At 66.9% G+C, this 22,211-nt stretch carries 18 protein-coding genes; 7 read left to right on the forward strand and 11 right to left on the reverse strand.

Going from position 1 to position 22,211, the window contains the following annotated elements; genetic code table 11:
* Positions 1–142 precede the first annotated feature (142 nt).
* Together hflX and hfq are read right to left on the reverse strand one after the other, a co-directional pair.
* Positions 143–1,531, reverse strand: coding sequence for a GTPase HflX (gene hflX, locus CQW49_RS01630; protein WP_003610733.1), 1,389 nt, complete (start codon positions 1,529–1,531; stop codon positions 143–145).
* Positions 1,532–1,734: 203 nt separating this feature from the next.
* A complete protein-coding gene (hfq, locus tag CQW49_RS01635) occupies positions 1,735–1,998 on the reverse strand; it encodes an RNA chaperone Hfq (RefSeq protein WP_003610732.1) in 264 nt (87 codons plus the stop codon).
* A gap of 330 nt (positions 1,999–2,328) precedes the next feature.
* Here hfq and CQW49_RS01640 point away from each other — a divergent pair, with 330 nt between their 5' ends.
* On the forward strand, positions 2,329–3,675 hold the full coding sequence (locus CQW49_RS01640; RefSeq protein WP_003616184.1) for an IS1380 family transposase: 1,347 nt from the start codon (positions 2,329–2,331) through the stop codon (positions 3,673–3,675).
* A gap of 236 nt (positions 3,676–3,911) precedes the next feature.
* Here the strand turns inward: CQW49_RS01640 and ntrX are convergent, their stop codons facing one another.
* The gene (ntrX, locus tag CQW49_RS01645) at positions 3,912–5,279 is read right to left on the reverse strand and encodes a nitrogen assimilation response regulator NtrX (protein WP_024749373.1); all 1,368 of its coding nucleotides are present in this window, start codon (positions 5,277–5,279) and stop codon (positions 3,912–3,914) included.
* Positions 5,280–5,305: 26 nt separating this feature from the next.
* The gene (locus CQW49_RS01650) at positions 5,306–7,543 is read right to left on the reverse strand and encodes a sensor histidine kinase NtrY-like (RefSeq protein WP_024749372.1); all 2,238 of its coding nucleotides are present in this window, start codon (positions 7,541–7,543) and stop codon (positions 5,306–5,308) included.
* A gap of 273 nt (positions 7,544–7,816) precedes the next feature.
* On the opposite strand from CQW49_RS01650, the gene CQW49_RS01655 reads away from it, so the two are divergent.
* Entirely contained in the window at positions 7,817–8,080 is a 264-nt protein-coding gene (locus CQW49_RS01655) for a type II toxin-antitoxin system ParD family antitoxin (protein WP_003613226.1), read from the forward strand.
* Entirely contained in the window at positions 8,077–8,376 is a 300-nt protein-coding gene (locus tag CQW49_RS01660; RefSeq protein WP_003613224.1) for a type II toxin-antitoxin system RelE/ParE family toxin, read from the forward strand. Before CQW49_RS01655 ends, CQW49_RS01660 begins: the two co-directional genes overlap by 4 nt.
* 94 nt (positions 8,377–8,470) lie before the next feature.
* Here CQW49_RS01660 and ntrC read toward each other — a convergent pair whose 3' ends face one another.
* The 3 genes from ntrC to dusB all read right to left on the reverse strand — a co-directional run bounded on the left by ntrC (position 8,471) and on the right by dusB (position 12,255).
* Positions 8,471–9,943: a nitrogen regulation protein NR(I) gene (ntrC, locus tag CQW49_RS01665; RefSeq protein ID WP_003613222.1), complete on the reverse strand. Its 1,473-nt coding sequence runs from the start codon at positions 9,941–9,943 to the stop codon at positions 8,471–8,473.
* Positions 9,944–9,968: 25 nt separating this feature from the next.
* Positions 9,969–11,198: a two-component system sensor histidine kinase NtrB gene (locus CQW49_RS01670; protein ID WP_003613220.1), complete on the reverse strand. Its 1,230-nt coding sequence runs from the start codon at positions 11,196–11,198 to the stop codon at positions 9,969–9,971.
* A gap of 61 nt (positions 11,199–11,259) precedes the next feature.
* Entirely contained in the window at positions 11,260–12,255 is a 996-nt protein-coding gene (gene dusB / locus CQW49_RS01675) for a tRNA dihydrouridine synthase DusB (RefSeq protein WP_003613218.1), read from the reverse strand.
* Positions 12,256–12,413: 158 nt separating this feature from the next.
* Between dusB and CQW49_RS01680 the strand changes: the two genes are divergently transcribed.
* The 3 genes from CQW49_RS01680 (at position 12,414) to CQW49_RS01690 (ending at position 16,167) form a co-directional block, all read left to right on the forward strand.
* Positions 12,414–13,619 carry a bifunctional 2-C-methyl-D-erythritol 4-phosphate cytidylyltransferase/2-C-methyl-D-erythritol 2,4-cyclodiphosphate synthase gene (locus CQW49_RS01680; RefSeq protein ID WP_003613216.1) on the forward strand — a complete coding sequence of 402 codons (1,206 nt, stop codon included), beginning with the start codon at positions 12,414–12,416 and terminating at the stop codon, positions 13,617–13,619.
* 124 nt (positions 13,620–13,743) lie between these two features.
* Positions 13,744–15,549 carry a methyl-accepting chemotaxis protein gene (locus CQW49_RS01685; protein ID WP_024749371.1) on the forward strand — a complete coding sequence of 602 codons (1,806 nt, stop codon included), beginning with the start codon at positions 13,744–13,746 and terminating at the stop codon, positions 15,547–15,549.
* A gap of 117 nt (positions 15,550–15,666) precedes the next feature.
* A complete protein-coding gene (locus CQW49_RS01690) occupies positions 15,667–16,167 on the forward strand; it encodes a CinA family protein (RefSeq protein WP_003613212.1) in 501 nt (166 codons plus the stop codon).
* Here the strand turns inward: CQW49_RS01690 and CQW49_RS01695 are convergent.
* Positions 16,152–16,622, reverse strand: a complete 471-nt coding sequence (locus CQW49_RS01695; protein WP_003613210.1) for a type II toxin-antitoxin system RatA family toxin — start codon at positions 16,620–16,622, stop codon at positions 16,152–16,154. The two genes, CQW49_RS01690 and CQW49_RS01695, sit on opposite strands and share 16 nt — an antisense overlap.
* Before the next feature lie 99 nt (positions 16,623–16,721).
* Between CQW49_RS01695 and CQW49_RS01700 the strand changes: the two genes are divergently transcribed.
* Positions 16,722–17,108: a DUF488 domain-containing protein gene (locus CQW49_RS01700; RefSeq protein ID WP_003613209.1), complete on the forward strand. Its 387-nt coding sequence runs from the start codon at positions 16,722–16,724 to the stop codon at positions 17,106–17,108.
* On the opposite strand, the gene CQW49_RS01705 is transcribed toward CQW49_RS01700, so the two are convergent.
* The 3 genes from CQW49_RS01705 to dnaE form a co-directional block, all read right to left on the reverse strand.
* Entirely contained in the window at positions 17,075–17,413 is a 339-nt protein-coding gene (locus CQW49_RS01705) for a hypothetical protein (RefSeq protein ID WP_003613206.1), read from the reverse strand. The two genes, CQW49_RS01700 and CQW49_RS01705, sit on opposite strands and share 34 nt — an antisense overlap.
* Before the next feature lie 90 nt (positions 17,414–17,503).
* Entirely contained in the window at positions 17,504–18,460 is a 957-nt protein-coding gene (lipA, locus tag CQW49_RS01710; RefSeq protein ID WP_003613204.1) for a lipoyl synthase, read from the reverse strand.
* A gap of 239 nt (positions 18,461–18,699) precedes the next feature.
* Positions 18,700–22,152 (reverse strand): DNA polymerase III subunit alpha, encoded by a 3,453-nt coding sequence (dnaE, locus tag CQW49_RS01715; RefSeq protein WP_003613203.1) that lies wholly within the window; start codon positions 22,150–22,152, stop codon positions 18,700–18,702.
* Between the last annotated feature and the right edge of the window lie 59 nt (positions 22,153–22,211).

Consider the following 22,211-nt stretch of genomic DNA (forward strand, 5'->3'; position numbering starts at 1 on the left):
GGAAATCCCTTTCGTATCGATGTGAGACTCCAGGCCTCGTCCTTTGGATGTAGCGAGCCTCGAGAGCGGCCTGAAGGCTCGCGGTCCAGGGGGCGGGCTCCGGACCGCGAGCCTTCAGGCTCGCCCTTTTGCCCCCATCACTTTATCTCCCGGCGTGGCGCCGTTCGGCCGCGCCCTGAAAAACCTCGGCCTGCGGAAAACGCCGCGTCACCGTGTCGAAGCGCTCCGGGGCGACCCGCACCACGAGACGCGCGCTTCCATCGGCGAGCGTCTCGCGGCCCAGCACCTCGGCATGCGAATGCAGCCAGGCGAAGCCTTCGCCATCGGCGGGATCGAGCGCGATCTCCAGCTCGACGCGCCCCTCGGCGAGACGCTGCTCGATCCGCTCCAGCAGCGCCTCCAGCCCCTCCCCGGTCAGCGCCGAGACGAGCGACGGACGCTCCCTGCCCTGCGCGCTTTCCGCGGCGACGGCGAGCGCGGCGAGCCGCTCGGGATCGAGCGCGTCGATCTTGTTCCACACTTCGAGAATGCGCGCGCCGGCCTCGCCCGAGAGGCCGAGCTCGGCGAGGATCGCCTCGACATCCTCGGCCTGCGCCTCCCAATCCTCATGCGAGACGTCGCGCACATGCAGCACGACATCGGCGAGCATCACTTCTTCGAGAGTGGCGCGGAAGGCGGTGATCAGCATGGTCGGCAGATCGGAGATGAAGCCCACGGTGTCCGACAGCAGAACTTTCGCGCCATGCGGCAGACGGATCTGCCGCAAGGTCGGATCCAGCGTCGCGAACAGCATGTCCTCGGCGAGCACGCCGGCCTTGGTGAGCCGGTTGAACAGCGTCGATTTGCCGGCGTTGGTGTAGCCGACCAGAGCGACGACCGGATAGGGAACCTCGCGGCGGTTCTTGCGATGCAGGCCGCGTGTGCGCTTCACCTGCTCGAGGTCGCGCTCGATGCGCGCCATGCGCTCCTCGATCAGGCGGCGGTCGGTCTCGATCTGCGTCTCGCCGGGACCGCCGAGAAAGCCGAAGCCGCCACGCTGGCGCTCGAGATGGGTCCAGCTGCGCACGAGGCGGGATTTCTGATATTCGAGATGGGCGAGCTCCACCTGCAGCGCGCCCTCCTTGGTGCGGGCGCGGCGACCGAAAATCTCGAGGATGAGGCCGGTGCGGTCGATGACCTTGGCGCCCCACGCCTTCTCGAGATTGCGCTGCTGCACCGGCGAGAGCTGGCAATCCATCGTCACCAGCGTCGCCTCGGCGTTCTTCACGGCGTCGGCGATCTCCTCGACCTTGCCCTTGCCGAGAAAGGTCGACGGCCGCACCTGCGACAGCGAGACCAGGATCGGCTCGGCGATGTCGAGGTCGATCGCCTCGGCGAGGCCGGCCGCCTCGGCGAGGCGCGCCTGTGGATCTCGCGTGGCGAGATCGGCGGCGCCGCCGCGCGTGAGATAAGGGCCGACGACGAGCGCGCGCGTGCGGTCATCCTCCCGCCCCGGCGCGCGGCCTTCAGAACCTGAGCCTCTATCGTTCAATCCATCCTCGACGGTCGCCAGCCTGCGTCATCACTTCGACGCCCCCAGGAGAGCGAGCCTGAAGGCTCGCGGTCCAAAGCGCGCCCCTGGACCGCGAGCCTTCAGGCTCGCCTCTCGAAGCGCCCGATCGGAAAGCGCTCTAGCATTCTCTCGTTTGAGCGAATTCTGGTCGATCGAACGGTCCCGTTCGATCGGAAAGCGCTCTAGCGCTGCTTCTCCGCGGCCTCGGAATCGTCTCCCGGCTCGAACATATGGATCGGATGACCGGGCATGATAGTGGAAATCGCATGTTTGTAGACGAGCTGCGAATGGCCGTCGCGCCGCAGCAACAGACAAAAATTGTCGAACCAGGTCACAATGCCTTGAAGCTTGACGCCATTCACGAGGAAAATCGTGAGCGGAACCTTGTTTTTCCTCACGAAGTTCAAAAAAGTATCCTGCAGGTTCTGCGCGCGTTCCGAGGACATCGGCTATCCTGTTCTCTTTTTTTCGTTTCCGGGCGACTTCCGCCGCTCACGTCCCATCCAAGTCGTCCGGCGCCGCATTAGAGACCGGGGCCGCGCATTGCGCAAGCCGCGAGTCTGCGCGCAGCCGCCCTCCCTCGGTCGGCTGGACTCTGCGGATCGTGGCCGAACGTTGCGACGCAACTGCGACGGCGAGCTTCGCCTCCACTAGCCCGTCTTATTCATGAAGGCGCTGTTGGAAGGGTGGCGAGCGTAGCATAGATCACTGAAACGGCGTAGGATTTGGTTGTTGACACCAACCCTTTCCCGCTGCACCGGCCTGCCACGCCCGCCATGACAGACGATACGTTCCCCGCCTTCTCGTTTCCAGCCGTCCAGGGCAAGAAAATCACAGCCGCTTTCGACGGCGGCCGCATCTCCTCGGACGGCGGCGTCATGCTGCTCGCCATGGCGGAGCGCCGGCTCGGCGTCGCCGAACGGCTGGCGCGCTGCTTTCCCGATCGCCGCGATCCTGCGCGCATCACCCACACGCTCGCCGATATGATCCGCGCCCGCATCTTCGCGATCGGCTGCGGCTATGAGGACGCCGACGATCTCGATTTTCTGCGCTCCGATCCGGCGTTCAAGCTCGCCTGCGGGCGCCTGCCCGACACGGGCCGCGATCTCGCTTCGCAGCCGACGCTGTCGCGGCTCGAGAACGCGCCGGCCCTGCGCGACGTGATCCGCCTGACCTATGCGCTCGTCGACCAATGGATGGCCTCCTACGAGAAGCCGCCATCTTCGGTCACACTCGACATCGACGACACCTGCGACATCGCGCATGGCCATCAGCAATTGTCGTTGTTCAACGCCCATTATGACGAGCGCTGCTTTCTGCCGATCCATGTCTATGACACCGAGCAGAGCCGTCCCGTCGTTATGATCCTGCGCCCGGGCAAGACGCCGTCCGGCGTCGAGGTGAGAGCGCATCTGCGCCGGCTCGTGCGGCATATCCGCAAGTCTTGGCCGACGACGGGCATCCTGTTTCGCGGCGACGGGCATTATGCGCGGCCCGAGGCGATGGCCTGGTGCGAGGATCACGGCGTCGATTACGTCTTCGGCCTTCCCGGAACCAAGCCGCTGTCCAAGAAGGTCGAGGAGACGGCGGACGCCGTCCGCGTCGAGCGCGCCCTCGACGACAAGGACGTCGTGCGAGGCTATGCCGAGACGCGTCACCGGGCCAAGTCCTGGGACAGAGAGCGCCGCGCGATCGCCCGCATCGAGGCGACGCGGCTCGGCCTCGACATTCGCTTCATCGTCACCAATCGCGCGCATGGCGCGCCGCAATGGCTCTATGAGAGTCTCTACTGCGCGCGCGGACAGGCGGAGAATCTCATCAAGCTGCACAAGACGCAGCTTTGCTCCGATCGAACCTCGTGTCGTTCGGCGCTCGCCAATCAGGTGCGCCTCGTCCTGCACACCGCCGCCTATTGGCTGATGCTCGGCGTGCGCGACGCGATCCCGCGCCCGCGCGACCTCGCCAAAGCCGAGTTCTCGACTCTGCGCCTGCGATTGCTGAAGATCGCCGCGCGCGTGATCGAGACCGCGAGCCGCGTGCGCCTCGCCTTCGCCGCCGCCTGCCCCGAGGCCGATCTCTTCTGCTCCATGCCGGCGGCGCTGCTCATGCCCGCAGGACCATGATCGACGGGGCGGCGCGCCCCCTCTCGTCTCTCCCATTCCTCCCAACGCGTTCCCGAAAGTGCGATCCTCGAAGCGGTGAAAAAGCCGAACGCCCCCGCGCGGCCCGCGAGCCGAACGGCCCGACGATGCAAAAAATCGGACCGTCACGAATAAGAGGGGCTAGAGCGAAACAGCGCCCGAGCCAATAGGAAACTTTCACAAGCTCTTGTAACGCCGCGATTTGCGGCGGAAAGCTCTCATTCGATGCCGAGCGACTTCAATTTTCGATGCAACGCCGAGCGCTCCATGCCGATAAATTCGGCCGTACGTGAAATATTATTGCTGAAACGGTTGAGCTGGGCGATCAGATATTCCCGCTCGAACACTTCGCGCGCCTCGCGCAGCGGCAGGCTCATCAGTTTCTCGCCGCGCACGCCCGCCGGCGTCGCCGGCACAAGCTCGCCGACATCCGGCGGCAGCATGTCAGCGGTGATCTCGGCGCCGGCGTCGCCCACGGCGAGGATCATCAGCCGCTCCACATTATTGCGCAGCTGGCGAATATTACCGGGCCAATCGTGCAATTGCAGCACGGCGAGCGCGTCGGAGCTGATCTTGCGGCGGGCCATGCCGGTCGTCGCCGAGAGCTGCTCCATGAAAAAATCGATGAGCTCGGGAATGTCCTCGCGCCGCTCGGCGAGCGAGGGCACGCGGATCGGCATCACCTGCAGCCGATGGAACAGATCCTCTCGCAGCGTCCCCTCCTCGATCGCGGCGGGAAGATCGCGGGCGGAGGAGGAGATGATCCGCACATCTACTTGCACGCGCGTCGTTCCGCCGACGCGCTGGAACGTCTGCTGCTCGACTAGAACGCGCAGAATCTTGGACTGCGTGTCCTTGGGCATATCGGCGATCTCGTCGAGGAAGAGCGTGCCGCCATGGGCCTCCTCGAGCGCGCCGATCTTCAGCGGGCCGTCGCCGCCCTCGCGGCCGAACAGCTCGATCTCCATCGTCTCCGGCGTGATGGTCGCCGCATTGATGACGACGAAGGGCCCGCCGGCGCGCGCCGAGGCGGCGTGGATGCAGCGCGCCGCGAGTTCCTTGCCCGAGCCCGGCCGGCCGGTGATCAGGACGCGCGAGTTGACCGGCGCGACGCGAGCGATCAGCTGCTGCAGCTGATGCGCGGGCAGCGAGCTGCCGACGATGCGGTCCGAGGCGCCGGAGCGCTGGCGCAGCGCGCTGACCTCGCGGCGCAGCTGCGACGCCTCGAGAGCCCGCTCGGCGACGAGCACGAGGCGATCGGCCTTGAACGGCTTCTCGATGAAGTCATAGGCGCCGAGCTTGATGGCGCTCACAGCCGTCTCGATATTGCCGTGGCCCGAGATCATCACCACGGGCAGGCCTTTGTGCTGCTGCTGCACCTGCTCCAGCACCTGCATGCCGTCGAGCCGCGAGCCTTGCAGCCAGATGTCGAGAAAGACGAGATGCGGCCGGCGCGCCTCGATCGCCGCGAGGGCCGAATCGGAATCCTTGGCCGTGCGCACGCCATGGCCCTCGTCGCCGAGAATGCCGGCGACGAGCTCGCGGATGTCTTCTTCATCGTCGACGATGAGTATGTCGCTGACCATTTCCTTCACCATTCACGAGGCGCGGTTCAGATGGCGCGGACCGGCGCCGGCTCGTCTCGCGCGACCTCTCCGCCGAGCGGCAGGATGAGGCGCACGCAGGCGCCCCTGCCCGACGGCGCGTCGAGCAGATCGAGCCGTCCGCCATGGTCCTCGATGATCTTGGCGACAATAGGCAGGCCGAGGCCCGTGCCCTCCGCCCGCGTCGTCATATAAGGCTCGAGCAGGCGCTGGCGGTTGACGGCGGGAAAACCCTTGCCATTGTCGATCACGTCGATCTGCGCCATGCCGTCATGCGTGGCGAGCGCGATCTCGATGCGCTTTTGCTCTTGCGCCGCGCTCTCGTCGCGCGCGGCGATGCTCTCGGCGGCGTTCTTCACGATATTGGTGATCGCCTGCGACAACAGCCGCCGGTCGAAGAAGGCGAGAACCGGCGCCTCCGGCAAATTCAGCGTCATCTCGACGTCGTTGTGGGCGACGCGCAGCAGGAAGGCGGCCTGGCGAACGCATTCGCAGAGGTCGTCGCGCTCGGGGCGCGCCTTGGGCATGCGCGCAAAGGAGGAGAACTCGTCGACCATGCGCTTGATGTCGTCGACCTGCCGCACGATCGTGTCGGTGCATTGGTCGAAGATGTCGCGATCGACGGTGATGTGCTTGCCGTATTTGCGCTTCAGCCGCTCCGCCGAGAGCTGGATCGGCGTCAGCGGATTCTTGATCTCATGGGCGATGCGGCGGGCGACATCGGCCCAGGCGGAGGTGCGCTGCGCGACGACGAGATCGGTGATGTCGTCGAGCGTCACGACGAAATCGGTATCCCCTTCCCCGGTGCTCGCCGAGGTGACGCGCACAGCGAAGGTCAGCTCCTTGCCGCCGCGGCGGATCATGATCTGGCGCTGGATGGGGCGCGGAAAGGCCTCGGCGGCGTCGGCGAGAATGGGCGCGATCTCGGGCAGCGCCTCGGCCGCCCGCTTGCCGATCGCGGCGGCGGCGGCGCTCTTCTGCCCGCCGACGAGAAGCTCCTCTGCGGAGCGGTTGAGCACATTGATCCGCCCGTCCGTGTCGACGCCGAGCACGGCGGCCGGCACGCCCGACAGCACCGCCTCGGTGAAGCGGCGGCGCTCGTCGATCTGCCGATTGGCCGAGATCAGCCGGCGCTGCTGCTGCTCGAGCTCGGTGGTCATGTTGTTGAAGACGTCGCCGAGATGGGCGAGATCGCCCTGCGAGCGCTCGACCTCGACGCGCACGTCGAGATTGCCGGCCGAGACCTGATCGGTCGCGGCGATCAGCGCGCGGATGGGCGCGACCAGCCGATTGGCGAAATCGAGGCCGAGCCAGACCGCCGACAGCAGCATGATCATCGCCAGCAGCGCATACATCACCACGAAGGCTTTCTTCACCGCGCCGCGATAGGCGTCGAAGGCGTCGTAAGTGGCGATGAGGCTCGCCGCCTGCTCGGGGAATTGCACGCCGAAGGGATCGACCGGGCGCGTCGCATAGAGGAATGTGTCGGGATAGGAGGACAGCGGCCGCAGCGCGACGAAGGTGCGGCCGTCGTCGATGACGAGGCACAGGGGCTCGCCCTTGCGCGCGTCGTCGAAATCCGACTGCGGCGGCGCGATGATGATCGCCGAGCCGTCCTGCGCGACATCGACGCGCTCGACGATCTCGCCCTTGGTGGTGACAATGGCGGCGACCGAGAAGCCGAGAAAGCGCGCGCGCGAGGCGAAGAATTCGTGAAACAGGCCGCGGTCGGCGGTGAACATGGCGCGGGCGCGGTCGAGATCGGAGGCCGAGAGCTGCGCCTCCTGCAGCAGCGAGCGGCATTGCGTCTCGCGGAACACGCGCGCCGCTTCGGCCGTGCTGTGGACCGAGGTCTTGACCATCGCCAGGAATTTCGGATTGAGCGCGCGCTCCAGCGTGATCGAGCCGACGACCGCCAGAATGATCGCCGGCGCGAGCGCCAGCACAGAGAAGAAGCCGACGACGCGGATGTGGAGGCCCGCCGCCGCCTCGCCACGCCGCCATGCGCTGATGAGCGCGCCGGCCTTGGTCACCACCAGAGCGACGAGCAGGACCAGCGCGACCGCATCGACGAGGAAGAGCACGAAGACGACGTCGCCGGTGGGGGCGATCGGCGTCAGCTCGGCCATGATGAAGAAGGTGACGAGCGCGCAGGCGACGGCGCCGACAACGGCGATCGGCCCGAACCACGAGCGCAGCGCGCGCCACGCCGGCGCGGCGCTGTCTATGTCTCCCGCCATGGACATGCGCCTGTATAGGTCGCGATAGAAGTCGAATCAATCAGGCGCGACGCTCGCGCAGCATCGCTCGGGTCGACGCCGCAGCAATTGGTCGCCTTGCGGCGTTGCGGAAGCGGGGCCTGACGAGGTTGGTCAGATCGCCCGACGGTGAATGAAGAGGGTGAGGCGATCCGTGGATCGCGATGCCCTGCCAGAAGCGATTTGATAACAGTTATTGGCCTACGATATTCGTTCCTGTAAGGAAAGGGTCGTGAGTTCCTATATGGAAAGGGTCGCGCCATGGCCATCAGCGCAGACTTGGGAAGCCAATTGGAAGCGTTCGTCGTCCAACTGGTAGCCTCAGGCCGCTATAACTCGAAGAGCGAGGTTTTACGGGAGGGGGTCCGCCTCATCCAGGAGAGAGAGGCGCGTCTTGCCGCTCTGGACGCCTCGATCGCCCGAGGCGTCGCAGACGCCGACGCCGGGCGCGCCAAACCCGCGGGCGCCGTCTTCGACCGGCTGAAGGCGAAATTCAGGGCCAAGGCGGAAGCCGAGGGCCCATGATCGTCGTTGTCACCGAGCAAGCCGAAGCCGACCTCGAAGCGATCGGCGAGCATATCGCTGAAGAAAGCCCCTCGAGGGCCGTTTCCTTCATAGAGGAGCTTAGGGAGGCGTGCGAGGGACTCGGCTCCATGTCGAAGCGATTCCCTCTCGCGCCGCGCTACGAGCACGCCGGCATCCGCCGCCGCGTCCACGGCAATTATCTGATCTTCTACCGGATCGGGATTGAAACCGTAGACGTGATCCATGTGCTGCATGGCGCGATGGACTATGAGCCGTTGCTGTTCCCGAAGGGGTGATGCAGCCGGCGAAGCTCCCGCCGGCGCATGATCGTATCCGCGTATCCGTTTTGCCGACCGATCAACAGATGAAAGGCTGACGACGCGACATTGGTCACCGCGGCGAGCGCATCAGCCGGATGTCGAGGTCGTTGACCTTCTTGCGCAGCGTGTTGCGGTTGAGGCCGAGCAGCTCGGCGGCCTTGATCTGATTGCCGCGCGTCGCCGCCAGCGCCGCCGAGATCAGCGGCACCTCGATCTCCCGGATCACCCGATGATAGAGCCCGGGCGGCGGCAGGCGCTCGCCATGGTCGCGGAACAGCTTGGCGAGATGCTGCTCGACCGAGGTCGAGAGCGTCACATCCTTGTCCAGCGGACGCTCGCCGCCGGCGCTCGCGGCCGCGCGATCGCCCGGCGAGGCCTGGCGCATCTCGTGCTCGAGCTCGAGCTCCACCACCGCCTCGGTGATCACCTCCTGCGGATGCAGAGCGGCGAGCCGGCGGATCAGATTCTCGAGCTCGCGAATATTGCCGGGCCAGCGGTAGCGCTTCATCCGGTCGAGCGCCGCCTGCTCGATATATTTCTGCGGCAGCCCCTCGCTCGCCGCGACCTTGAAGAAATGATGCACGAGGTCGGGAACATCCTCGGTGCGCTCGCGCAAGGGCGGCAGGCGCAACGGCACCACGTTGAGACGGAAATAGAGGTCCTCGCGGAAGAGGCCCTGCTGGATCAGCGCGCGCAGATCCTTGTTGGTGGCGGCGATGATGCGGACATTGGTCTTGATCGGCGTGCGGCCGCCGACGGTCGTATATTCGCCCTGCTGCAGCACGCGCAAAAGCCGCGTCTGCGCCTCCATCGGCATGTCGCCGATCTCGTCGAGGAACAGAGTGCCGCCCTCGGCCTGCTCGAAACGGCCGATCGAGCGCTGATTGGCGCCCGTGAACGACCCCTTCTCGTGGCCGAACAATTCGCTCTCGATCAGGTCGCGCGGGATCGCCGCCATGTTGATGGCGACGAACGGGCCCTTCTTGCGCTTGCCGTAATCATGCAGAGCGCGGGCCACCAGCTCCTTGCCGGTGCCGGATTCGCCGTTGATCATCACGGTGAGATCGGTCTGCATCAGTCGCGCCAGCGAGCGATAGATCTCCTGCATGGCGGGCGAGCGGCCGACCAGCGGCATGCCCTCCATCTCGTCCGGCCCGTCGATCTCGCCCTTCTTGCGCGGCTCGGCCATAGCGCGGCCGACGATGCCGACGAGCTCCTTCAGATCGAAGGGTTTCGGCAGATAATCATAGGCGCCGCGCTCGGAGGCGCGGATCGCGGTCATGAAGGTGTTCTGCGCGCTCATCACGATGATCGGCAGATCGGGCCGCAGCTTCTTGATGCGCGGCAGAAGCTCGAAGGCGTTCTCGTCGGGCATCACGACATCGGTGACGACGAGGTCGCCCTCCCCCGATTGCACCCAGCGCCAGAGGGTCGCGGCGGTGCCCGTGGTGCGCACCTCGTAGCCGGCGCGCGAAAGCGCCTGCGCTACGACCGTGCGAATCGCGGCGTCGTCGTCGGCGACCAATATCTCGCCGTGCGTCATCGGCATCGTCTCCAGCGGAATGTCATCATGAACGGCGGTCTTGCGGCGACCGCCCCTCCTTCTCGGCGGGACCTTTGCGCGTCCGGCGCTCGTCGTCTTTGCGATGGTCGTCTTTGCGATACATGGGCATGAGGATACGGAAAGTGGTTCGCCTCGGGTGGGATTCGCATTCGACGATGCCGCCGTGGTCATTCACGATCTTGGCGACTAGTGCAAGTCCGAGGCCACTCCCTGACGATTTGGTGGTGACGAACGGGTCGAACAGATGCGCGGCGATGTCCTCCGGCACGCCGCGGCCGTTGTCGCGCACGCAGAACTCGAGCGGCAGCCCGACCGGCCGTCCCTCGCCCATGGTGCGAAGGCTCACGCCCGGCCGAAAGGCCGTCGACAGCTCGATCTCGCCGTCGACCGCGTCGCCGATCGCCTCGGCGGCGTTCTTCACCAGATTGAGGAACACCTGAATCAGCTGATCGCGGTTGGCCGCCACCGGCGGGAGCGAGGGATCGTAGTTCTCGATGAAGCGAATGTGACGGGCGAAGCCGCTGCGCGCCACGCGCTTCACATGGTCGAGAACGATGTGGATATTGACCTTGTCGCGCTCCGGCGGGCGCTGGTCGGAGAACACCTCCATCCGATCGACGAGCCGCACGATGCGGTCGGTCTCGTCGCAGATGAGCCGCGTCAGCGCCCGATCCTCGTCGCCGACCGAGCTCTCCAGCAATTGCGCCGCGCCCCTGATGCCGGAGAGCGGGTTCTTGATCTCATGCGCGAGCATGGAGGCGAGCCCCGAAACCGACCGCGCCGCCCCCCTATGGGTCAGCTGCCTGTCTATTTTATCGGCAATGGTGCGTTCTTGCAGCACCACCAGCACGCCGCCGTCGCTGTCCGGCAGCGGAGCGCAATGCACATCGACGCGGCGGTCGCCGTCGACGCCCGGCCGGCCGAGGTCGATGCGATATTCGTTGATGGCGGCGCCGCGCTCGCGCACCTGCTCGATCAGCGCCACCAGCGGCGAGCCGAAAGCGAGCAGGCGGGCGAGCTCCTGGCCGATCAATATCGGCTTGCCGATCTCGAAGAACGCCTCGGCCGCGGCATTGGCGTCGGCGATCACCCCGTCCCGCCGGATGGCGAGAATAATGCTCGGCAAGGCTTCGAGGATGCAGGAGCGATTGTCCTCGGAAATCACTCTGAGGCGCGCCCCGAGCGGAGGCGGAAGAGCGCCCCGGCGTTTGTGCGGATTGGATTCGGCCGTCATGTCGTCCCCTCGCACTCCTCAACGCAGACACGGGCGCCGGTCCGGCGCACGAATGGATAGATCAGCCCGCCAGCGCCGCCTCGCGCGGCGCCTCCGCCGTGAACAGCCGCGCGAGCAGGCGCTTGGCCTCCTCGGCGGTCGTCGTGCAGACGAGCGCCTGCCGCAGCGCCCGCCGCTCGCCGCCCTCCGGCGCGTGATCGGCATAGGCTGCGAGATGCTTGCGCGCGTGACGCAGCCCAGCGGCTTCGCCCATCAGACCGAGCAAGCCGTCGAGATGCTCGAGCGCCGCCTCGAGCCGCGCCGCGCGGCTGAGCGCCGGCCTGCGGTGGCCGGAAGCCAGAAAATGCGCGACCTCGCCGACGAGCCAGGGCCGGCCGAGCGCCGCCCGGCCGATCATCACCGCATCGGCGCCGGACCTCTCCAGCATCACTGCGGCGTCTTCAGGGCTCGCACAGTCGCCATTGGCGACGAGCGGAATGCGCAGCGCCCGCCGCACCTCGGCGATAGCGCTCCAATCCGCCCTGCCCTCATAAAATTGCGCGCGCGTGCGTCCGTGCACCGTGACCATCGCTGCGCCCTCGCTCTCGACGAGGCGCGCCAGCTCGGCCGCATTGCGCGAGGCGTCGTCCCAGCCGAGCCGCATCTTGACGCTGACCGGAACCGTCACCGCGCCGACCGCGGCGCGCACCAGCGACGCGGCGAGCGCCGGATCGCGCATCAGCGCCGCGCCGGCGAGGCCGCCGGTCACCCTTTTGCACGGACACCCCATGTTGATGTCGATGAGCTTCGCCCCCGCCGCCTCGGCGCGCCGCGCCGTCTCGGCGATCGATGCGGGATCGCGCGCCGCGATCTGGACGATATGAGCGTCGAGCCCGGCGCCGTCGAGACGCTGGCGGGCCTCGAGATCGCCGCGTGCCAGCGCGCTCGCGCCGACCATCTCGCCGACCGCCGCCGCGGCGCCGAAGCGCAGCGCGATGCGACGCATGGCGGAGTCCGTCACGCCGGCCATCGGCGCGAGCAGAGCGCGCCCGGGAAGATGAAGCGAACCGATGCGCAAAGGCGTGGCTCCCAGGGTCTCGCCTATAATTTCATCAGTTTTCATCATGCCTACACTATATGCACAGCCTTACGTACGCAATGAGTACATCCCCCGAAAATCGCTCTTTGCGTTAGCGAAAATTGACGCGAAAGCCAAAACGCGAGAGAGGAACGGCCATGAGCGTCTCCTCCCCCATCGCAATTCTGACCGTCGCCGGCGGCCGCGGCTCCCGGGCCGGCGACGGCCTTCCAAAACAATATCGTGCGCTTTTCGGCAAGAGCATTCTGACGCGCACGCTGGAGGCGCTGCACGCGGCCGCGCCAGAGGCGGCGCTGCAGGTGGTGATTCACCCCGACGACGACGCGCTCTATGCGGACGCCGTCGCGCTTCTGGCGCCCGGCGCAAAGGCGCGGCTGCTTCCGCCCGCGCTCGGCGGCGCGAGCCGGCGGGAGAGCGCGCGCAACGGGCTCGAGGCGCTGGCCTCGCTCGCCGAAGCGCCCGAGATCGTGCTGATCCATGACGCGGCCCGGCCCTTTGTCGACGCCGGCCTCGTCGCCCGCGCCATCGACGCCGCGCGCGCCCATGGCGCCGCCGTTCCCGGCCTGCCGCTCACCGACACGGTAAAGCAGGTCGACGGCGCAGGAGTGGTCGTTGCGACGCCGGATCGCGCCGCGCTGCGCTGCGTCCAGACGCCGCAATCCTTCGCCTTTCCGCTGATCCTCTCCGCCCATCGCGCCGCCAGCGCCGGGGCGGAGCTCACCGACGACGGCATGGTCGCCGAAGCGGCGGGGCACAAAGTGCACGTGTTCGCCGGCGATCCGGCCAATTTCAAGCTCACGACTGCGGAGGACTTCTTGCGCGCGCAGAGGCAAGTGCTCGGCGATCTCTCCGACATCCGCACCGGCCAGGGCTATGACGTCCACGCTTTCGGCCCCGGAGACAAGGTCTGGCTCGGGGGCGTTCCAGTGCCTTATTCCCGAGGCCTCGCCGGCCATTCGGACGCCGATGTGCTCGCTCACGCGATCACCGACGCTCTGCTCGGCGCGCTCGCCGATGGCGACATCGGCAAGCATTTTCCACCCTCCGACCCGCAATGGAAGGGCGCCGCCTCGTCCATCTTCCTCGCCTATGCGGCGAAGCGCGTGCGTGAGCGCGGCGGGATCATCGCCCATGTCGACGCCACCATCGTCTGCGAGGCGCCCAAGATCGGCCCACATCGCGATGCGATCCGCGAGAGCCTCGCCAAGATCATGGAGGTGGATGTCTCCCGCGTCGCGGTGAAGGCGACGACGACGGAGCGCCTCGGCTTCACCGGCCGCCAGGAGGGCATGGCGGCGCTGGCGCTGGCGACGGTGCGATTGCCGGAGCGGCCTCCGATGTGAGAACATCCGGGTCCGACATCAAATTGTCACATAAAAAGAAGGGTCTAAGTGCTCCTGGCTTAGCTTTTTGGAAAGGTGCGGCGGGGCATTGGTCGAGCGTCCTCTCAAAGCGGCTTTCGACCCGATGAAATCCAGCCTCACGCGCAAACTCGGCGGCGTAGTCGCGCTGCTCGGCGCTCTCGCTCTTTGCCTCTCCTTTTTCATCGTTTTGCAGTCGCGCCTCCACTCTCGACAAACAGAGGAGATAGAGGCGGCCTATGACTTCGCCTCTATGGCGCGAGGCCTCGTGCAGGCGACCCAGCACGCGGCGATCGCGGCGAATGCGGTTTTTTCGGCGGACGAAAAGAACGAGTTCGGGCGCAAACTCGATACACTGCGACAGGCGCTGACTCGCTTGCACGAGGCGAGCGACGCGCTCCTGTCGCGCGCCGACCATCGCCTGACGGAGAGTCAGAGGACGCAGCTCGCGCTCGCGGTCCGAGAATTCATCGCCTATCAGAACGAAACCATCGAGCTCGGCCTCAGTGTCTCGCCGAAAGCGGCGCTGCTTCAGGCCAATGACGAAGCGACGGTCGCCAATCGCGAGCGGATGATCGCCGATATGGACGCTTTCGCGCGCGTGACGCTGGAGCGCCTCGCCGCCAACCGCCGGGCGCAAGAAGCCGAGCGAAGCCTCGGCGAAACGCTGACGCTCGTTGTTCCGGCGGCCGCAGTGGTCATCGCGCTGGGAGTCGCGTTTTGGATCGTCGCGACGCAGATTCAAGGCCCGCTCGCGACGATCGCCCTGGCAATGAAGCGGGCGTCCGAGCAAGACTTCGGCGCGGACATTCCATTTGTCGAGAGGCGCGACGAGATCGGCGACATGGCGAGGGCGCTGCGCGCCTTCGAGGCGGCGGAGCAGGAGAAGCGCCGTCTCGAGGCGGACGCAGAGACGCAACGCCGTCTCGCGGCCGAGCTGCATGAAGCGAGCGAATTGGAGCGCCGCCGCACGGCGGACGAACAGGCCAAGGTCGTCGCCTCGCTCGCGCGCGGGCTCGAGCGGCTCTCATACGGCGACTTCACCATCCGGCTCGCAACGCCTTTCGCCCGCGATTACGAGCCGCTGCGGGCGGATTTCAACACCGCCGTCGAAAGATTGGGACAGGCCATGACGGCGGTCGCGAAGAACTCCCGAGCGGTGCTCGACGGCACACAGGAAGCGGGTCGGGTGGCCGATCATCTCGCCGAGCGCAGTGAAAGACAGGCGGTAGACCTCGAGAGGGCGACGGCCGATCTCGATCGATCGACGGACGCGATCAGGCGCACCGCGCAAACGACTGCAAAGGCGCGCGATCTCGTGACGCGCGCCAGCGGGGGCGCGCGGGAGGGCGGCGAAGTCCTGCGGGAGACGATCACGGCGATGAGCGCGATCGAGGCCTCGTCCGGAGAAATCGGTCAGATCGTCGGCCTCATCGACGACATCGCCTTTCAGACCAACCTTCTCGCTCTCAACGCCGGGGTCGAGGCGGCGCGCAGCGGCGAGGCGGGCCGCGGCTTCGCGGTTGTCGCCTCGGAAGTGCGCGCGCTCGCCCAGCGCGCGCTCGAGGCGGCCAAGCAGATCGGCGTGCTCGTCTCGACGTCGCAGGCGCAGGTCGCAAAGGGCGTCGCGCTCGTGAACGAGACGAGTCGAACCCTGACCGGCGTCGTCCAGCTGACCTCGGCCACCTGCGCGCTCGTGGACGAGGCCGCGGCGTCGTCGCAGGAGCACTCGACGAGCCTCGGCGACATCTGCGCGACGATCGGCCGCATCGACCGAACGACACGCGAGAACGCCGTTATGGCGGAGCAATCTTCGTCCGCCAGCGCTGCGTTGGCGGAGCGCACGCGCGAGCTGATCGAGCAGATCGGCCGGTTGCAGATCGTCGTGACCGACGAAGCGAGAGCGGCCTGACGAGTTTGGGGGGACTAGGGACCGTGTGTCGCGACTCTGGCCTCGCGATCTCCGAGACGCTGACCACGGTCGATATGCGCCTGTTTCGCGCCATCTGCGGCGAGAGAGGAGAAACCCATGCCTGCTTCCCACCTCACTCGCCTCGCCGAACGCCTCCTCGAGTTCTGCCGCACGCAGAACCTCCGGCTCGCGACGGCCGAATCCTGCACCGGCGGCCTCGTCGCCGGGGCGATCACCGGCGTCGCCGGCTCGTCGGACGCCTTCGACCGCGGCTTCGTCACTTATTCCAATGCGGCGAAGGAGGAGATGCTCGGCGTGCCGCATGATCTCCTCGCTCGCTTCGGCGCCGTCAGCGCCGAGACCGCGCGGGCGATGGCGCAGGGGGCGGTCGAGCGCTCCTTCGCCGATATCGCCGTCTCTGTCACCGGAATCGCCGGCCCCGGCGGCGGCAGCGTGGAGAAGCCGGTGGGTCTCGTCCATTTCGCCTGTCTGCGCAAGGGCTTCGGCGTGGAGCATGTGGAGCGCCGCTTCGGGGCCCTCTCGCGCGAGGCGATTCGCGAGGCGTCGGTCGCCCAAGCACTGGAGATGCTGATCGCGGCCGCTCAGCGGCGGCCGTAGACCTCGCCGGCCCGCTTCACGAAAGCGTCGGCATATTTGTGAAAGGCTTGGTCGAACATCGCGCCCATCACCAGGCCGAGCGCCCGGCTGCGGAACTCGTAATTGATGTAGAACTCGACCACCGAGCGCGCGCCGCCATCGGCCCCGTCCGGCTCGTCGACGAAGGTCCAGCGGTTCTCCAGCTTCTTGAACGGCCCGTCGATATATTCGACGAGAATTTCGCGCTTGGCTGCGTCGCAGGTGACGCGGCTGGTGAAGCGCTCGCACACCGCTTTGAAGCCGACCTCCATCTCGGCGACGATGATCTCCTTCCCCTCCTCCGTCGTCGTCCGCCGCCGAACGCGCAGCGCCTCGCAGAGCGGCACGAATTTGGGATAGGATTCGACGTCCCTGACGAGGGCGAACATGTCGTCGGCGCGAAAGGCCACGCGGCGGCGGTTGCGGAAGCTCTTCATGGCGAACGCTACTAGCACTATGCCGAAGCCGGGGAAATGGCTCTCGCCGCGCTGTCGAGCCGCCCTATCTCGCCGCCTCGAAGCGAGATGGAAGAGCGCATGCTCGAGATCAAGCGCGTCTACGACCCGCCCGCACCCGACGACGGGATGAGAATCCTCGTCGATCGCCTGTGGCCGCGCGGTCTCTCGAAAGCGCGCGCGGCGCTCGATGAGTGGAACAAGGAGATTGCGCCGAGCGACGCTCTGCGCCGCTGGTTCGGACATCGGCCGGAGCGCTGGGAGGAGTTCAAGGCGCGCTATGCGCAGGAGATCCGCGAGCGCCATGCCGAGGATGCGGCGCGCCTGCGCCGCCTCGCCCGCGGTCGCGTCGTGACGCTGCTGTTCGCCGCCCGCGAGCCGCATATGAACAACGCCGCCGCCTTGAAAGAGATCATCGCAAGGCGCGCGGGCCCTCAGTCCGTGGCGAAGCCCTCGTCCTTCATATAGAGGTTGCGCACGCCCTTGCACCAGTCGAGCTTGAAGTCCTGCGCGCCCCAATCGTCCCAGCTGACGCGGAACGGCACGACGCAGGCGCCCTCGTTGCTGTTCCAGTCCATCGGGACCGATTGGCCGGGATGGATGCGGTCGCGCAGCCAATTCTTGCTCCAGCGGCCGTTCTGATAAGTGTAGAAGCCGTTGATCGTGTAGCCCTTGGCGCGATTGTGCAGCCGAAAGGCGTAATCGCTGGCCGACGCCTCGGCGAGCCGCGCGGCGAGCCCCAGAACGATCAGGGCGCCGACCATCTTGCGCATTCCAATTCCCTCGAATCACCTGAAAAGCTCTTCAGCGCCGAGAGTTTAGGCGAGCTATAGCGTCGCCGGCAATGCGCGCCGAGGCGTCTTTCAGCCGAGCCCCCGCGCGCGCTTCAGCCGCTCGAAATCCTCGCCCGCGTGATGCGAGGAGCGGGTCAGCGGCGAGGCGGCGACCATGGCGAAGCCCTTGGCGAAGGCGATCGTGCGCAGCGCGTCGAACTCCGGCGGCGGGACGAATCGGGCCACCGCATGATGCTTGCGGGTCGGTTGCAAATATTGGCCGAGGGTGAGGAAATCGACCTCCGCCACGCGCAGATCGTCCATGACCTGGAGGATCTCGTTGCGCTCCTCCCCGAGCCCGACCATCAGGCCCGATTTGGTGAAGATTGCGGGGTCGAGCTCCTTGACGCGCTGGAGCAGGCGCAGCGAGTGGAAATAGCGGGCGCCCGGCCGCACCGTCACATAGAGCGACGGGACCGTCTCGAGATTGTGATTGAAGACGTCCGGCCGCGCCGCGACGACTTTTTCGAGCGCGCCCGGCTTGCGCAGGAAGTCGGGGGTCAGCACCTCGATCGTGGTGGTCGGACAGGCGGCGCGGATGGCGCGAATGGTCGCGGCGATATGGGCGGCGCCGCCGTCGTCGAGATCGTCGCGGTCGACCGAGGTGACGACGACATGGGCGAGGCCGAGCCGCGCCGTCGCCGCGGCGACCCGCTCGGGCTCGGTCCGATCGAGCGGGCCGGGCAGTCCGGTCGCGACATTGCAGAAGGCGCAGGCGCGCGTGCAGACCGAGCCCATGACGAGGAAGGTCGCGTGCTTCTGCTCCCAGCACTCGCCGATATTGGGACAGGAGGCCTCGCGGCAGACGGTCGAGAGCCCCTGCTCCGCGAGGATGGAATCGGTCGCGCGGAAGGCGGCCGAGCCCGGCGCCTTGACGCGGATCCACTCCGGCTTGCGCAGGATCGGCGCATCCGGTCGATGCGCCTTCTCGGGATGGCGCGCGGGCTTGCGCGGATCGTCGTTCAGCAGGTCGAGGAGGACGGTCATGCAGGTTCCGCGCGATGGTCGATAGTGCGAGCCTGAAGGCTCGCGGTCCAGGGGGCCGCGCTTTGGACCGCGAGCCTTCAGGCTCGCACTCGCCGAAGATAAGCGCGATCCGCTCGGACGAGAAGGGCGCGCGGCCGAACGCCGCTGCGCTCAGTCTTCATGCGATACTTTAACTTCAACAAATTTATGTATTGTTTTCATGTATTTGCACTAAAAACTTAATGTTTTAGATCGCCTTGTCACACATGCTCGACGGCGGTGACGCCGGGGATCGTTTGCAGGGCGCCGGCCATGTCCGGCGACACCGTATAACCGCCCGGCAATTTGATCTCGACCTCGCTCGCCCCACGCTCCAGGGACACGACCAGCGACACCTCGCCCTCGCCGCGCGCGCTCAGCCGCGACTTGATCTTATCCAGCGGCGCGGCGTCGCGCAGGAAGATGCGCAGGCCTTTTTGCGTTTTCGCCACCGCGGCGGCGAGCGGCTCGACCGCGGTGATGCGGGCGCGGACGTCCTCGCCCTCGACGCTCGCGCTCAGCGTCACCATCACGGTCGCGCCCTTCTCGAGCAGGTCGCGATATTGGGTGAGGCCCTCCTGGAACAGGATCGCCTCATATTGCCCGCTGTCGTCCGAGAGCTGGACGATGCCCATTTTCGAGCCCGATTTGGTGCGCCGCTCGGCGCGGTCGAGCACCACGGCGGCGAGCCGCGCCGCCGTCGCGCCGCGCTTGACCGCGGCGGTGAACTCGGCCCAGCGCGTGAGCCGCCGCTTCGCCAGCACGCCGGCGAAGGAGTCGAGCGGATGGCCGGTGAGGAAGAAGCCGGCGGCGTCGAACTCGCGCTTCAACTTCTCCGAAGCGGTCCAGGGCTCGGCCTTGGGCAGCGCCAGCTCCTCGGACGGGCCGCCGCCGAACAGAGCATTTTGGCCGAGCTGGCGGTCCTCGGCGGTGCGGTTGGCGGCGGCGAGGATGGTCTCGATCGCGCCGACGACGCGGGCGCGGTCGCTCTCCATCTCGTCGAAGGCGCCGCAGCAGGCGAGATTCTCCAACACCTTCTTGTTGACCTCGCGCGGATTGATGCGCCGCGCGAAATCGCCGAGGCCGCGGAACGGCTCGTCGCCGCGCGAGCGCACGATCGAGGCCGCCTGCCCCTCGCCGACGCCCTTGACCGCCGAGAGCGCATAGCGGATCGCCAGCGCGCCGTCGGCGCCGGGGGCGACGTCGAAATCGACGCCCGAGCGGCGGATCGAGGGAGGCTCGACGGCGATGCCGAGCCGGCGCGCCTCATTGCGGAATTCGGCGAGCTTATCGGTGTTGCCCTTGTCGAGCGTCATCGAGGCGGCGAGGAACTCGACCGGATAATGCGCCTTGAACCAGGCGGTCTGGAAGGCGATCAGCGCATAGGCCGCCGCATGGCTCTTGTTGAAGCCGTAATCGGCGAATTTCGCGAGCAGATCGAAGATCTCGCTGGCCTTGGCCGGCTCGAGGCCCCGCTCCACCGCGCCGCTGACGAAGCGCTCGCGCTGCGCGTCCATCTCGGCCTTGATCTTCTTGCCCATGGCGCGGCGCAGCAGATCGGCCTCGCCCAGCGAATAGCCGGACAGCACCTGGGCGATCTGCATCACCTGCTCCTGGTAGATGATGACGCCGAACGTCTCCTTTAAGATGTGCTCGATCTTGGGGTGGATATAGTCCGCCTCCTCGTCGCCGAGCTTCACCGCGCAATAGGTCGGGATGTTCGCCATCGGACCCGGCCGATAGAGGGCGACGAGGGCGATGATGTCCTCGAAATGGTCGGCGCGCATGTCGACCAGCGCCTTGCGCATGCCGGCGCTTTCCAGCTGGAACACGCCCACCGTCTCGCCGCGTCCGAGCATTTCGTAGGTCTGGGGGTCCTCGAGCGGAATGGCGGCGAGATCGAAATCCGCAACGCGCCGGCGCACCAGATCGACGGCGGTGGCGAGCACGGTGAGGGTCTTGAGGCCGAGAAAGTCGAATTTGATGAGCCCGGCCTCGTCCGCCCATTTCATATTGAACTGCGTGGCCGGCATGTCGGACTTCGGATCGCGATAGAGCGGAACCAGAGTGTCGAGCGGCCGATCGGCGATGACGACGCCGGCCGCATGGGTCGAGGCGTTGGAATAGAGCCCTTCCAGCGATCCGGCGATCTTGAACAGGCGCGCGACCTTGCCGTCCTCGGCGATGGCCTCGCGCAGCTTCAGCTCGCCGGCGACCGCCTCGGCGAGGCTCACCGGCTTCGCCGGGTTCTGCGGCACCAGCTTAGCGAGCTTGTCGACCTGGCCGAGCGGCATTTCCAGCACGCGGCCGACGCTGCGCAGCACGCCGCGGGCTAGGAAGGAGCCGAAGGTGATGATCTGCGCGACGCGGTCCGCCCCATAGCGGTCGCGGACATATTCGATCACCTCCTCGCGCCGCGACTGGCAGAAGTCGATGTCGAAATCCGGCATCGACATGCGTTCGGGGTTCAGGAAGCGCTCGAAGAAAAGGCCGAAGCGCAGAGGATCGAGATCAGTGATGGTGAGCGCATAGGCGACCAGCGAGCCGGCGCCCGAGCCGCGCCCCGGCCCCACCGGAATCCCCTTCGATTTCGCATATTTGATGAAGTCGGAGACGATAAGGAAGTAGCCGGGGAAGCGCATTTTCTCGATCGTGTCGAGCTCGAAGGCGAGCCGCGCCTCATAGGTCTCGCGCGTCTGGCCGGGCGCCGGCGGATGCGTCGCGAGCCGCGCCTCCAGCCCCTCCTGCGCCTGACGGCGCAACTCGCGCGTCTCGATCACCTCGAGCGCTTCGCCGCCGCCCTCCCCGTCGCGCATGAAGCGCGGCATGATCGGCTTGCGCTTCGTCGCCCGCACGGCGACTCGGCGGGCGATCTCCACCGTCGACGCCGTCGCCTCGGGGAGATCGGCGAAGAGAGCGAGCATCTCCTTGCGCGTCTTGAAATAATGCTGCGGCGAGAGGCGCCGCCGCTCGGCGACGCCGGTCACCGTCCCGTCGGCGATGCAGAGCAGCGCGTCATGGGCCTCGTGATCCTCGGCCGCGGCGAAGAAGGGCTCGTTGGCGGCGACCAGCGGCAGGCCGCGACGGAAGGCGAGATCGAGCAATTGCGGCTCGACGCGGCGCTCGTGATCGAGGCCATGGCGCTGCAATTCGACATAGAGCCGGCCGTCGAACAAAGGCTCCAGCGCCTCGAGCCGGGCGCGCGCCTGTTCCGGCCGGCCGCGGGCGAGCAGCGTGTCGAGGCCGCCCTCGGGGCCGCCGGTGAGCGCGATCAGCTCGCTGCTCGACGCGGACAGCTGCTCCATCGTCACATGCGGCGTCTCGCCCAGCTCCGGCCCGAGCCAGGCGCATGTCGCCAGCCGGATCAGATTGGCGTAGCCGGCCTCGGATTTGGCGATGAGGACGATATTGCCGCGTCCGTCCGCGGTGAGGCTCTGCGTTCCGTCGCCGAAATCGACAGTGAGCTGAATGGCGGGAATGGGCTGCAGGCCGGCCTTGGCGGCCTTTTCGGAAAACTCCAGCGCGCCGAACAGATTATTGCTGTCGGTGATCGCCAGCGCCGGCATCTCGTCCTTCTCGGCGAGGCCGATGAGGCGCGAGATCGTCAGCGCGCCTTCGCGCAGCGAGAAGGCGGTATGCACATGCAGATGGACGAAGCCGACGCCCGCGCTCATTCCCTGCCGCTCCCTTGAAGATAGGACGGCTCATATCGCGCCGCAGCGGAGGGATTGGC

Origin of the sequence: Methylosinus trichosporium OB3b (assembly GCF_002752655.1) — a bacterium.
Classification (GTDB): Bacteria; Pseudomonadota; Alphaproteobacteria; order Rhizobiales; family Beijerinckiaceae; genus Methylosinus; species Methylosinus trichosporium.